The following is a 12,666-nucleotide window of genomic DNA, read 5'->3' on the forward strand; positions in this document are numbered from 1 at the left end:
CTCCCCTGCCTCTTTTTGATATATACTTTTTCTATTTAGCGCCGTCGCTTAAGGAATGCGAAGCGTCTTCTCCGGGTGTCTGGAATAACTCCGCGAAACAGCTCGTCCAGCACCTGATCCATCTCATCATCCCGTTCGAAGGGGTCTGAGTGGAACGGTAGAGCAAATACTTTATCGTGATCCAGCTCCTTACGAAGCCTGCGAACCGCCTCCGAAGTTGCCAATGGCAAGCAGTAATTCCATTTGTGCTGTGGGTGGCGCTGAAGAGATCGGGCTAGCCCTGCTATATCCTGAACCCTCCATTCGGCCCCTGAGCCAATGACGAGCGGATAATCGGCTCTCAAGAATTCTTCCAGACGTTCATTATCCTGCCCACTCCCCAGGTCCAGTACGATAAATCTGTAAGAACCACCCAACAAAGAAATGACATCCGCACGCGATGTTTGTCGCCAGTAATGTACTCCATCGACTTCAAAACGCCGACTTGAACTCATTTGTCCAACGGATGTGCCTTCTACGACTTCTTGAAGTCGGGCAAATGCTTTGGCTGTGCTGTGCAGCTCAACCAAAGCTACGGAGCGGGATCTTCGAGCCAGATAGTGGCTCACCGTAATTGCTGTATGCGTAGCACCGGAGCCGGCAGATACACCCAGTACAGCCACTACCCTTGTGCCTGCATAATCCATTGAGGCATCATTAACGGATATTTCTTGTTGAGCAGGTTGAAAATCAGCACTGCGACGCAGTTCTCCAATGACCTCCCCGGCGGATTGAAATCGTTCCTCAGGATTCAGACGCAGCAGTTTTCGAATTACTGGAATCAAATGACGAGACAATTCCCCGCGTATATATCCTTCTACTCCCGCAGTCCACTCGCTATATTTGCCTCCTGTACAGAGATACAATAGTAGCGCTCCCAAACTGTATAAGTCTGAACGAGCATCCGTCTGACCTGCTCCATATTGCTCCGGGGCAGCGAAGCCCACTGTGCCCAGCTTTACCGTATCTTGATCCAGCTCAGCCTTGTAGCTCCTCGCTATTCCAAAATCAATCAGTATAAATTCCATTTCCGGTGTCAGCATAATATTCGTTGGTTTCAGATCCCGGTAAATGACTGGTGGTTGACGGGTATGCAAATAATCCAACACCTCCAGTACCTGCAAAGCGAATGGAGCGATTTGCTCCTGTGGAATATAGCCTTGGTAGCCCTTCATATATGCTTCCAGCGTAATTCCTTTGATGTAATCCATAACCAGGTATACCGCACCAGATGGGGGATGCTCAAAAAAATCAACAATTCTTGGTAAACGTGGATGGCTTAGTGAAATCAGCATCTCTGCCTCCGTGCGTACAAGCTTCATCACTTGTGGCTCGGCAACCGACTCCTTCACTGCCCATTGCTTGCCTGGCAGTTTTAAATCCTCTGCCATGAACACGCGGCTCATTCCTCCCGAACCCAATGTGCGCACAATACGGTAACGTTCACCAACAATTGATCCGAATTCCAACTGTGATGGTTGCTTCATTATTCTCCTACCTCCTTTCTTAAGCAGACAACGCAAAAAAGGGAAAGCTGCCGCAAAATCAAATTTCCATGTCGCCATGAAAACCGTTTTCGCGGGATGCTTTCCCTTGATTTAAACATCATTATTATTTTTAAGGAACAATTTGGATTTATTATATAGCACACCTGTATCTATTGTAAAGTGTTATTTTCCATACTTAATCATGTACAGGGTAATCTCATCTCGATTATGGAATAGCTGCTTAGCTCGCTGAATCTGCATGCCGGACTCCTCAAATGAAGCAATTACATCATGAATGAGCGCCAAGGGCTTTTTATGCATTAGCTTGACCGTAACGATAGCAGTACCACCACTTCGCAAACTATATAGTAAATCAGTAACGAGCCTTGCCATTTGCTTAGGACTCCAGCTCATATCACAAACCAGCAGATCGAACAAATTCTCTTTAAATTTGACTTCACTTGCATTTTTACGCAAAAAAGTCAGATTGGCGTACTTCATCAGTGATGGCTCCATCTTTGCCGGATCAACCGCAGTAACTTTCAGTCCCCGCTCCAGTAAGAAGGAAGTCCATCCACCCGGTGCTGCCCCAATATCCAGTCCCTGATGGAAAGCGCCAAAATCTATACCGAACGTTACTTCTGCTTCCAATAGCTTGAATTTGGCACGGGAAATTTGTCCGTCTTCTTTCTGAAAACGAACCGCACCTCCGCTCCAATCCGATAGGTTGTCCTCAGGACGTGATACACCTGCATACCACGTATCTGTATCTGCAAAAACGGACACAATAACATCGGCGCCTTGTACTGTTTGCTCCATAGGTAGATCACTTAATTGTTCACTCAAAGCCTGCTTAAGTGCACCTGCGCTTTCAGTCCAGCTGCTATTAGATCCTTTGCGCACTTGTAAAGAAACACGTTGATCCATCAGTTCCTTGCGGTTACGGATGAATGCAACCAGACGCTCCTGCACCTGAACCAGATCCGTTCCTTCTTCCTGAAAATGAACAGGAAACAAGTGACGTAAAAACATCGGCGGCTGACCTGTAATTGTCCTCACTGCCTCAATTTCTTCCGCAGGTAATGTAGCCAGAAAAATTTCACCAGGTAAAAGCATCGTACTTTTCACAGAGCCAAATATCCTTCTAAGCTCCTCTTGAGCATAGGGTGCAAAACCGTGATTGGCCGTACAAATAAATCTTGATGATGACAAAGTAGATTCACTTTGTTCATCTGTACTCATATATAGTTCCTCCAAAATAACATTACCCTCCAGCGCACACCCGAATCCAGGGACGTTCTCCATCCCAATCCAGCTCAACCGAAACTTCATATGTGTGCATAATCAATTCTTTCGTTAAAACTTCTTTTTTCGGTCCAGCTGCTGCAACCTTACCATCACGAATCAATGCAACATGTGTAAATAGGGGGACAATCTCCTCAATGTGATGAGTCACATAGACCACTGATAAGTCCCGCTTGCGGAGCCGATCAATCTCGACCAGCATTTTTTCCCGCTCAAATAGATCCAACCCAGCACAAGGCTCGTCCATAATTAGCAGACGGGGTTCCGCCATCAGTGAGCGGGCCAACATCACCTTTTTACGTTCTCCTTGAGATAACGTCCCCAGCGGATGATGAATCAAGTCACCTAAATTCATACCCTCCAGCAAAGATATGGCCTTTTCTTTTGCCTCTGTTGGAATTTCCTGATAAAAGCGCAAAAAAGCATACGCACCTGTAGCGACTACTTCCCAAACTGGATCTTTTAGCGCCAGCTTTTCCAATAAGGTCTGACTGATATATCCGATCTGCTTGCGGACCTCCCGCACATCACATTGACCATACATTTGCCCAAGCACTTCAACCGTACCACGACTTGGAAACATATACCCTGTCATCATTTCCAGCAAAGTTGTTTTACCGGAACCATTGCGACCCAGAATAGCCCAATGTTGACCTTCTCGTATATCCAGGCTTACATCGTCCAATATCCGTCTTTCTTCCCGCTGCAACGTAATGCTCTTCATGGATATCATTCCATCACGCTCCTTATTTTGCTCAGCAAGTGTTCTACAGATTCCATTTTGTAGATGATTTCAGGATTATTGTTTTCACCATTATATATAAGAAGCGCGGGAACGCTGGATATCCGGTACTCCTGTACCAGTTCAGGAATATAGTTAATGTTGCTCTGCACCACTGCTCCTTCGGGGAGCAAATGCTCTGCTACCTCCAGCATCTTACGGGCAGCCGCGCATGTTCCGCACATGGGAGTGTACACAAACAAAGCCAGCTTGCATCCCTCCCATATGGCACGGCGCGCGTCTTTTTGTCCGATCTCTTTCATTGTTCAGACCCTTTTCTGATCTCTCGCATACGCTCCTCGGGTATGGGCCCATTATGCACGGTGACTCCCTCTGGCTTATTCGCATAGAGCAGCTCATACATGGCTCGCCGCCCCTCTGGACTGGAGGAATGCAAGTAAATTTCACGTGGATATAACCGTTTCCCTGCGATAGCAGCAGCCACATCTTTTCCCGTAGGCTGACCTGGTCCCAAATCATAATCTAGCGATAGTATCGAAATAGGGTATTCATGAAGCAGCAGCAGGCACTCATCCGCATCTCTTGCCAGCTTAAAGCCCGGAGGACAAGGCCGATAATCGTCCATAAACAAATACATCAACTTCTCCTCCTTTTCCCATATATGCAAGTTCGCAAGCCTTAAAGTTATTTATTATTAATCAGACCGATTTACTCCCAGCTTAGAATCATTTGAATATCCTCCTGATGTGTCCCATCAGGTCCCGTCTCACTCTCCAAAACGATAGGAATGCCTCTTACGGCCTCCTGATCTGTCATCCAGCGCATGCCCTCAGTACCAATGTAGCCTTGTCCCACACGGGCGTGTCTGTCTTTTTTAGAGCCATACGGGTATTTAGAATCGTTCAAATGAACTCCGCATAGAGCTGACCAATAGCCGAGACGGTTTCCTTTATCGATCAAAGCCTCGTCCATTCCACCGTTCCACAATCCTGCTGCATACGCATGACAAGTGTCCAAGCAAAAGCCGATACTGTCAGGATACCGGCACAACTGACGGATTTGCACCATTTCCTCAAGCGTGGTTCCCATAGGTCCATGATCCCCCGCCTGATTTTCAATCAATATTTTAGCATTTCCCTGCCAGCCTTCCAGCACATCATTAAAACAGTTAATGATGTTACGATAGCCCTCTAGAGGGTCTAACGAATGCATGTGACCAAAATGAACGACAATCCCTTTTGACCCACAGGCTTCAGCAATATCCAGATCATTGCGTAATGAAGCAATCGTCAGCTCATAAAGTTCCTGACCACGCTCAGACCCATGAGCCGGATTAACGGGATATGGCGAATGAGCAATGGATTGAAGCTGGTGCTCTACACAGTAAGCGTTGCAAGCAGCAGCATCAGTAGCACTCCATTCCTTCAGTCTCAGACTACGAGGATTTTTCGGGAAATATTGAAATGAACGCCCCTCCTGCTCTCGCGCACGCATAGCGGCTTTGAAAAAGCCACCACGCGTACTCACATGGGAGCCGATGAGCAATTTAGGCATCATGCTGCTGTACCGGGCAATAAAATGCTTTTTTCCCCGCCAGTTCAACCCTTACAATTTTTCCGCCACTTGGAGATTCTTCTCCTTCGCGGTCATATACTCGACACTGATGATCAAATCCACCTGTTAGCGTGTCTCCCTCCATTAGAGGCATTTCCATGTACCCGCCTTCCGCAGTAGCTTCACGTAGTACGGATTGAGTGGCATGGTATAGCTTTTCCACTTTTTCTGGCGACTGCACAATGTTTTGTACTTTGGAACCCGGTGTAAATCCGGCGATATAAGCAATTTCGTCCGAATAACAATTGCCAATACCTGAAAAAATCTGCTGATTCACCAGTGTTGTTTTTAAAATCCCCCGGCGTCCCTTCAGCCGTGCTGTAAACTTTTCCAACGTCATGCGGCGGTCTAACGGGTCAGGTCCCAGGTCTGACAAAGCCTCCTCTGTTTCTTTAGCCGTCAGCAAGTGCAGATAACCTAAGCGCAGTCCGATAAAATAAAGCTTTACTCCACTAAAATCTAATTCGATCTGAACTGTACGATCTGGACGCTGCTCCTCCGTTCCCAGAAATAACAGCCCTCCCAACATCAGATGAAGTACGAGCCTCCCGCCCGTGTTTAAATGAAAAATCAAATGCTTGCCTCGACGCTCTAAATATACAACGGTCGTTCCGAGCAATTGCTTCTCAAACGTTTCCACTTCAGTATTAATGGACTTTTCACGGCTAACCGTCACTCCAGTAATCGGAATGTCCAAAATTTGTTTGGATAATAAGATTCTGTAGTTTTCCATTTCAGGAAGTTCCGGCATTTCAACATCTTTCCTTTCGTAGCTACATAGCTTTTAATGCTCGCAAGTTTTCTAAAACATATACTTTTTTCTATTATTTCAGCTCTTCTTTCATCCAGTCCTGCAATTCAGCGAGATTTTCAAACATCAGGTCAGGTTTTACTCCAACGGTACGCACATGTTCGTCCATATTAGCGCGGGTCGTCACGCCCGACAGGATCAGAGCTGTTTTACAACCTGCTGCTGCACCTGCCGCAATATCTGTAAGCATATTATCGCCCACAACCAGAGCTTCATCCGCCCTAATGTTTAAGCGGTTCAGTGCATAATTCATCAATACGCTTGAAGGCTTACCGATGACAATAGGCTTTACCTGTGAAGCCGCTTCAATTGCTGCTCCAATCGTACCTGCTCCTGGCGTTAGCCCATCATGTGAAGGCAATTGGAGATCCGGGTTTGTCAAAATAAAAGTGGCTCCTTCCCGAATCCAACGCATGGCAGCGGCCAGCGCATCATATGTAAATTGACGATCTATCCCCTGCACCACATAATCAGGATGGTTTTCAACAAGCTGCAAACCGGCTCCTGTGAGTGCATCACGTAATCCTGTCTCACCAATACAATATACACGAGCTCCAGGACTTTGCTGTGCTACATATTGTGCAGCTGCTAACGCCGAAGTATATACTTCATGGCTGGCCGCTTTAATTCCCATACCAACCAAATGCTCAGCCACCGATTCGGGTGTGCGTGAAGCATTGTTTGTAACATAAGCATAAGGTATCTGGTCTGTACGCAATCGGGATATGAACAGATCCGCACCCTTGATCATCCGATTTCCATGATAAAGGGTTCCATCCAGATCAATTAGTAACGATTTTATCGCAATCCCCTCCCCCACTTCAAATCCATTCACATCATAGCATTGAAAATTATAATTCATCCTATGAACGATGTTCTCCTTCTTATTTAACCACCTTAATGATTCAGGTTATAAAATAATCGGCTGTCTCCATTCATCCCATCTATCTTAAGTCAAAAATGCTTATGAAGTCCATGAATTGCTGGTAAACCGTGCAAAATAGCGCCATTCCTCGCTAAAAGCCGTCGCTTTCACATGACATAAGTTCACATCTTCGTCGAAATCCATCGAAGGCGCTATTTCCTCAAAGGAAATCTTCTGTATTTCCTGATCATGCTCAAGACATAAAATCCTTTAAATTCGATATATAGAAACGCGAATATGACATACCTCCATATGTGGTAGAACAAATTCATCCCCACCACCGTGTACGGGTTCTCATCTCTTGTCGCATCCTGCGCTTTCCCGGAAAATAATTTCGGTGAAAAACAAAGGCACCGGAGCAAGCCCCGGTACCCATGCACATATCTTTCTCCAATCGTTTATTAACCGATATCGGGTACCGGTAACAACACATGCTGCTCCGCAAGCAATGAATTGGGAAATATGCTTCGCGCTTCCTCCAGCAATGGCTGAAGCTGCTCCTGATCTTTATACCTAGAACTAAAATGTGTCATGATTAGCTGACCCGCACCTGCGGCTTTTGCAGCCTCCGCTGCCTGAAGCGCCGTACTATGATGATACTCGTACGCTGTATCTGCCAGTTCATGCAGAAAAGTGGCTTCATGAACGACGACAGTTGCATCTTGAGCCAGCACTACCGTATTCGGGCAAGGTCTCGTATCCCCCAAAATCGTGATGATACGCCCCTTTTTCGGCGAACCCAAAACATCCTGAGGGTGCAAAATAACTCCACCCTCTACCTCCACGCTTTCCCCACGCTTTAACTTACCGTACACCGGGCCGGGCTTGATTCCATATCGCTCCAACAGTTCTTGGTTAAGCTTACCGGGCTTATCCATCTCTACAACTCGGTAGCCATAGCTGTCGATCCGATGATCCAGCAAAGCTGACTCTACCCGGAATTGTCCGTCATCAAACAGAACCCCGCCCGTATGCTCCACAATATGTAGTTGGTAATTGATACGCGATTGGCTGATCCCTAAAGATAGCTCGATATATTGCTGGATTCCAGGCGGTCCATATACCGTCAGTGGTGTCGTTCCCCCCTGGTACGCTCTGCTCGACAGCAGCCCCGGCAGACCAAAAAGATGATCCCCATGCAAATGGGTGATAAATATTTTTTCAAGTCTGCTTAGTTTGAGCGGCGAACGCAATACCTCTTGTTGAGTGCCTTCACCGCAGTCGAACAGCCACATGCTTCTTCGTTCTTCCAGCAAACGAAGAGCGATGGACGTTACATTTCGCTGAATCGTAGGCACCCCTGCATTTGTACCGAGAAAATAAAATTCCATAACATTAACCTTCTTCCTGCTGACCAGCAAAAAACCTCCGAAGCTCGGAGGGTATTTGCTATCCCATCTGATAAAGGTGTTAAACCTTTTCGACGTTAAAATACTGCGCCTGAGGGTGGCTGAACACCATGGCTGATACAGAAGCCTCCGGTTCCATCATAAACCCTTCCGTCAGCTCAACGCCAATATCCTCAGGTTTTAACAACTGGAACAACGGCCCCTGTTCCTCCAGATCTGGACATGCAGGGTAGCCAAAGGATACCCGAATGCCTTGATATCTGGCACCGTGCCGCTGTTTCATTGTCATATCGGCAGGGTCCGGAAAACCCCAGCTATCCCTGATAATATGGTGAAGTCGTTCCGCTAACCCTTCTGCTACTTCGAGTGCTACCGCTTGAAGTGCATGCGAGCGCAGATAATCCCCTTTATCTTTCCACTGGGTAGATATCTGCTGAATCCCATGACCAGCTGTAACGACCATGAAACCTACATAGTCCATAACTCCGGATTCCACTGATTTCAAGAAATCAGCCAGACACAGATGAGGCTCTACCTGCTGGCGCGGAAATGTAAATGTGTGCAGTACCTTGCTCACATCCGACGGATCATAGATCAGAATTTGATTCCCTTGCGACTGCGCTGGAAAGAAACGATACATGGCATGTGCCTGGATGATTCCGTCTGTCACAGCTTCAAACATGATGCTGTCCACGGTTTCCTTCAACTGAATCGCTTTCGGATCTTCCGAAGCCAGCAGCTGCTCAACATTGCCTTTTAAACCAAGATGATGCCCCATTAGCATCTGCATATTCACGTAAGGCAAAATATAATTCAGTGGATAGTTACGCAGTACATGGCGATCCGTATCTGGTGGAATATAGACGGGCAGATCCTGAGCAATGTTAGAGCGCACAGCTCGAGTGAGTTTAGGGAGCGGCTTGGCTTCCACGACGATTGCCGCTTCAGCTTCTCGCTCAGCCTCCATCTCCTCGGCCATTTTTTTACGGGACTCAGGATTCATAAGCTTATTGGCAATATCTAGGCCATCCATAGCATCCTTTGCATAGGCAACCAGACCATCATACTCAGGACGGATACGATTTTTAGTGAACTTACGTGTTAAAGCAGCTCCACCCACCATTATTGGAATATCAATATTCGCATTTTTCAAATCCTGTGCGGTCAGCACCATTTGTTGTGCCGATTTAACAAGCAACCCGGATAAGCCAATCATGTCGGCCTTTTCTTCACGGTAAGCCTCAATAATGCGTTCTGGTGGTACTTTTATACCCAGATTCACAATATGGTAACCATTGTTGGATAGAATAATCTCCACCAGATTCTTACCAATGTCATGCACATCACCTTTGACTGTAGCCAACAAAATCTTACCTTTTACTGAGGATTCATTCTTCTCCATGAACGGCTCTAAATAAGCCACGGACGCCTTCATCACTTCAGCGCTTTGCAGCACCTCTGCTACAATCAATTCGTTATTGTTAAACAGTCGTCCTACTTCCTCCATCCCCTTCATCAGCGGGCCGTTAATAATCTCCAGCGAAGAATATTTCACAAGCGCTTGCTCCAGATCCGGAATGAGTCCCTCCTTACTTCCCTCCACTACGTAGGAAGCCAGTCTTTCTTCGAGCGAAAGGTTTGATATCTTTTCTTTTTTCTCCACTTTCTTGTTACGAAAAGCTGCTACAAAAGCGGATAAAGTATCGTCATTTGTTTTATAGATCAAGTCTTCCGCAAGTTTCCGCTCATGCTCTGGAATGGATGCATAACGCTCAAGCTTCTCAGTGTTTACAATCGCATAGTCCAGACCTGCTTTGGTACATTCATATAAGTAGACGGAATTGAGCACTTCACGACCCGCTTCCGGCAAACCAAAAGAAACGTTACTGATGCCCAAGATAGTATGCACTCCGGGAAGCGCCTCTTTAATAATGCGAATACCCTCAATCGTTTCCTTAGCTGAACCGATATATTGCTCATCACCTGTTCCTACTGGAAATACAAGCGTATCAAAAATTAGATCCTCCGCTGCCAAACCGTAACGGTTCACCAACAGATCATAAGAACGTTTAGCTACCTCAAGCTTATCCTCACGTGAAATAGCCTGTCCGCGTTCATCAATCGTACCAACAACAACAGCGGCGCCGTACTTATGAATAAGAGGAGCCATGTTCTCAAATTTCTCTTCACCATCCTCCAGATTAATGGAGTTAATAATCGCCTTACCTTGCGAATATTGAAGTGCTTTATCAATGACTTTAATATCCGTTGTATCTATCACCAAAGGTACTTTTACCTTGTTTACAACCAGTTTCAAAAACGCTTCCATATCCGTCATTTCATCGCGGTCCGGGTCCTGCACACAAATATCAATGACATGCGCTCCGCTTTTTACCTGAGCACGGGCAATTTCAGACGCCTCTTCATATTTGCCTTCCACAATCAAACGCTTGAATTTGCGGGAGCCAAGAACATTTGTTCGCTCACCAACCATATACGGACGATTGTCCTGTTCAATATATACAGGCTCAATGCCTGATACGGCAGGAGGATGATGACCTACCAGCGGACGCGGCTCAAACTGCGACATACTTTCACTCATAACTCGAATATGCTCAGGCGTGGTACCACAACATCCCCCAGCAATATTCAACCAGCCTTTTTCAGCGAAAGCAGCCATTTTACGTGCTAATGAATCAGGCGATTCATGGTATTGGCCATTTTCATCGGGCAAGCCCGCATTTGGATAACAGCTAATAGCTGCAGAGGACATTTCAGACAGAGAGCGAATATGATCACGCATAAACTCTGGACCCGTAGCACAATTCAACCCAATCGAAATTGGATGTAAGTGTTCCAGTGATATGGAAAAGGATTCGATATTTTGTCCAGCCAACGTCGTTCCCATAGGCTCAATCGTGCCTGAAATCATTAGCGGAAGCTCGATACCTGTCTGCTCAAAAGCCTGCCGAATTCCGATACTTCCAGCCTTGACGTTAAGCGTATCCTGTGAGGTCTCCAAAAGGAGTACATCCACGCCGCCTTCAATAAGTGCCAAGGCCTGCTCTTGATAGCTGTCAATCAGCTCAGCAAATGTAACACCGCCTGTGACAGACAAGGTTTTCGTGGTTGGGCCCATAGCTCCTACTACAAAACGAGGCTTGTCCGCAGTGCTGTATTTATCCACCGCGTTACGCGCCAGCTTGGCCGCCACCAGATTAATTTCACGGGCACGTTCTGGTATATCGTAATCCGCCAAAACGACGGATGTTGCTCCAAATGTATTCGTTTCAATTAGGTCTGCTCCGGCCTTCAAGTATGCTTCATGAATCCCTTGAATGACATCCGGTCTCGTTAAGACCAGCATTTCATTACAGCCCTCCAGCTCTTCCCCACCAAAATCATCGGGGGAAAGGTCTTCCTGTTGAATCATGGTGCCCATGGCCCCATCAAGAAGGAGTATTCTTCGTTGTAATGCATCCTGCAAGCTAACTTTATCCAAATTTCTTCACCCCCGCAAAACGTTAAATCCTAGTTTAGCAGAAACCGTATCATTTAGATAGATTGAAGTAAAAACATACGTTTTATACAGGTTGTTCTTTGTAAAAACGACTTCTCTTATCCATTTTTATAGTTTGTAGCATTATTAAACGTACTTAACCCTGCATCCTTTAGCTATGTTCATTTGCATTATAAAATGTTGAAATCCTGTATTGTACAACGTTTCAAGACATGGTATTCTTTATATAACATTAATCCAAGTGGAAAAGAGGGGATAAATACATGGCCGAAATCTTAATACGTAATACGAATGAAAGAATTAGCGGTGAAGAACAAGTACGTGAATTTCTGGAGAGTCACGAGATATTGTATGAACATTGGGATGCTTCCAAATTGTCCGGGGAGCTGCAAGAGAACTTTACCTTAACAGATGATCAAAAGGCCGCTGTTCTCAAAACATTTGAACCCGAAATCAAGGATTTAGCCGCACGTCGCGGATATAAAATATGGGACGTTATCACTCTATCTGAAGCAACGCCGAATTTGGACGATCTGCTGGCCAAGTTTGAGCAAATTCACACCCATACCGAGGATGAAATCCGTGCCATTGTCGCTGGTAAAGGCATCTTTATCATTAAAGGACCTGAAGAGATCGGCTATTTTAACGTAGAGCTTTCACCGGGGGACGTTATCTCCGTACCCGAAAATATACCTCACTTTTTCACTTTAATGGAGAATCAAAAGATCGTGGCAGTCCGCTTGTTCATTGAAGAAAATGGCTGGATTGCGGAACCGTTCGAAGATCCAACCTTCATTAAAGCATAATTACGAATTTATCCTTGTGTAAATAAAAAACTCCCTCTGCTCTGTGACAATCGAGCGAAGGGAGTTTT

Annotated in this window: 11 protein-coding genes; 1 reads left to right on the forward strand and 10 read right to left on the reverse strand. The window is 46.0% G+C overall.

All coding sequences use genetic code 11. The features are described 5' to 3' along the window. Positions 1 to 35: 35 nt before the first annotated feature. From NSS94_RS13205 to metH, 10 genes are all read right to left on the reverse strand, one after another. Positions 36 to 1,529, reverse strand: coding sequence for a serine/threonine-protein kinase (locus NSS94_RS13205; RefSeq protein ID WP_341040412.1), 1,494 nt, complete (start codon positions 1,527 to 1,529; stop codon positions 36 to 38). Positions 1,530 to 1,709: 180 nt separating this feature from the next. Further along, entirely contained in the window at positions 1,710 to 2,768 is a 1,059-nt protein-coding gene (locus tag NSS94_RS13210) for an SAM-dependent methyltransferase (protein WP_340955618.1), read from the reverse strand. A 22-nt stretch (positions 2,769 to 2,790) separates the two neighbouring features. After that, positions 2,791 to 3,564 (reverse strand): ABC transporter ATP-binding protein, encoded by a 774-nt coding sequence (locus tag NSS94_RS13215; protein WP_029517422.1) that lies wholly within the window; start codon positions 3,562 to 3,564, stop codon positions 2,791 to 2,793. Further along, positions 3,561 to 3,875 carry a thioredoxin family protein gene (locus NSS94_RS13220; RefSeq protein ID WP_029517421.1) on the reverse strand — a complete coding sequence of 105 codons (315 nt, stop codon included), beginning with the start codon at positions 3,873 to 3,875 and terminating at the stop codon, positions 3,561 to 3,563. Before NSS94_RS13220 ends, NSS94_RS13215 begins: the two co-directional genes overlap by 4 nt. Continuing rightward, on the reverse strand, positions 3,872 to 4,210 hold the full coding sequence (locus NSS94_RS13225; protein ID WP_250239101.1) for a cyclic-phosphate processing receiver domain-containing protein: 339 nt from the start codon (positions 4,208 to 4,210) through the stop codon (positions 3,872 to 3,874). Before NSS94_RS13225 ends, NSS94_RS13220 begins: the two co-directional genes overlap by 4 nt. Before the next feature lie 71 nt (positions 4,211 to 4,281). Further along, positions 4,282 to 5,130 carry a deoxyribonuclease IV gene (locus NSS94_RS13230; RefSeq protein WP_185156338.1) on the reverse strand — a complete coding sequence of 283 codons (849 nt, stop codon included), beginning with the start codon at positions 5,128 to 5,130 and terminating at the stop codon, positions 4,282 to 4,284. Further along, the gene (locus NSS94_RS13235) at positions 5,120 to 5,938 is read right to left on the reverse strand and encodes an Fpg/Nei family DNA glycosylase (RefSeq protein WP_025724124.1); all 819 of its coding nucleotides are present in this window, start codon (positions 5,936 to 5,938) and stop codon (positions 5,120 to 5,122) included. The genes NSS94_RS13230 and NSS94_RS13235 overlap by 11 nt, the downstream gene beginning before the upstream one ends. 73 nt (positions 5,939 to 6,011) lie before the next feature. After that, on the reverse strand, positions 6,012 to 6,860 hold the full coding sequence (locus NSS94_RS13240; protein ID WP_080658623.1) for a TIGR01457 family HAD-type hydrolase: 849 nt from the start codon (positions 6,858 to 6,860) through the stop codon (positions 6,012 to 6,014). A 464-nt stretch (positions 6,861 to 7,324) separates the two neighbouring features. Then, positions 7,325 to 8,254 carry a ribonuclease Z gene (gene rnz / locus NSS94_RS13245; RefSeq protein WP_029517417.1) on the reverse strand — a complete coding sequence of 310 codons (930 nt, stop codon included), beginning with the start codon at positions 8,252 to 8,254 and terminating at the stop codon, positions 7,325 to 7,327. A 79-nt stretch (positions 8,255 to 8,333) separates the two neighbouring features. After that, positions 8,334 to 11,774, reverse strand: coding sequence for a methionine synthase (gene metH, locus NSS94_RS13250; protein ID WP_341039424.1), 3,441 nt, complete (start codon positions 11,772 to 11,774; stop codon positions 8,334 to 8,336). A 281-nt stretch (positions 11,775 to 12,055) separates the two neighbouring features. Between metH and NSS94_RS13255 the strand changes: the two genes are divergently transcribed. Then, entirely contained in the window at positions 12,056 to 12,598 is a 543-nt protein-coding gene (locus NSS94_RS13255; protein ID WP_029517415.1) for a 1,2-dihydroxy-3-keto-5-methylthiopentene dioxygenase, read from the forward strand. The last annotated feature ends 68 nt before the right edge of the window (positions 12,599 to 12,666 follow it).

Origin of the sequence: Paenibacillus sp. FSL L8-0644 (genome assembly GCF_038008165.1) — a bacterium.
Lineage (GTDB): Bacteria > Bacillota > Bacilli > Paenibacillales > Paenibacillaceae > Paenibacillus > Paenibacillus polymyxa_D.

Bases quoted from the DNA above. Each gene is read 5' to 3' on its own strand.
- NSS94_RS13210 (WP_340955618.1), bottom strand. From the start codon at position 2,768: ATGAGTACAGATGAACAAAGTGAATCTACTTTGTCATCATCAAGATTT.
- NSS94_RS13215 (WP_029517422.1), bottom strand. From the start codon at position 3,564: ATGATATCCATGAAGAGCATTACGTTGCAGCGGGAAGAAAGACGGATA.
- NSS94_RS13220 (WP_029517421.1), bottom strand. From the start codon at position 3,875: ATGAAAGAGATCGGACAAAAAGACGCGCGCCGTGCCATATGGGAGGGA.
- NSS94_RS13225 (WP_250239101.1), bottom strand. From the start codon at position 4,210: ATGTATTTGTTTATGGACGATTATCGGCCTTGTCCTCCGGGCTTTAAG.
- NSS94_RS13230 (WP_185156338.1), bottom strand. From the start codon at position 5,130: ATGATGCCTAAATTGCTCATCGGCTCCCATGTGAGTACGCGTGGTGGC.
- NSS94_RS13235 (WP_025724124.1), bottom strand. From the start codon at position 5,938: ATGCCGGAACTTCCTGAAATGGAAAACTACAGAATCTTATTATCCAAA.
- NSS94_RS13240 (WP_080658623.1), bottom strand. From the start codon at position 6,860: ATGAATTATAATTTTCAATGCTATGATGTGAATGGATTTGAAGTGGGG.
- rnz (WP_029517417.1), bottom strand. From the start codon at position 8,254: ATGGAATTTTATTTTCTCGGTACAAATGCAGGGGTGCCTACGATTCAG.
- NSS94_RS13255 (WP_029517415.1), top strand. From the start codon at position 12,056: ATGGCCGAAATCTTAATACGTAATACGAATGAAAGAATTAGCGGTGAA.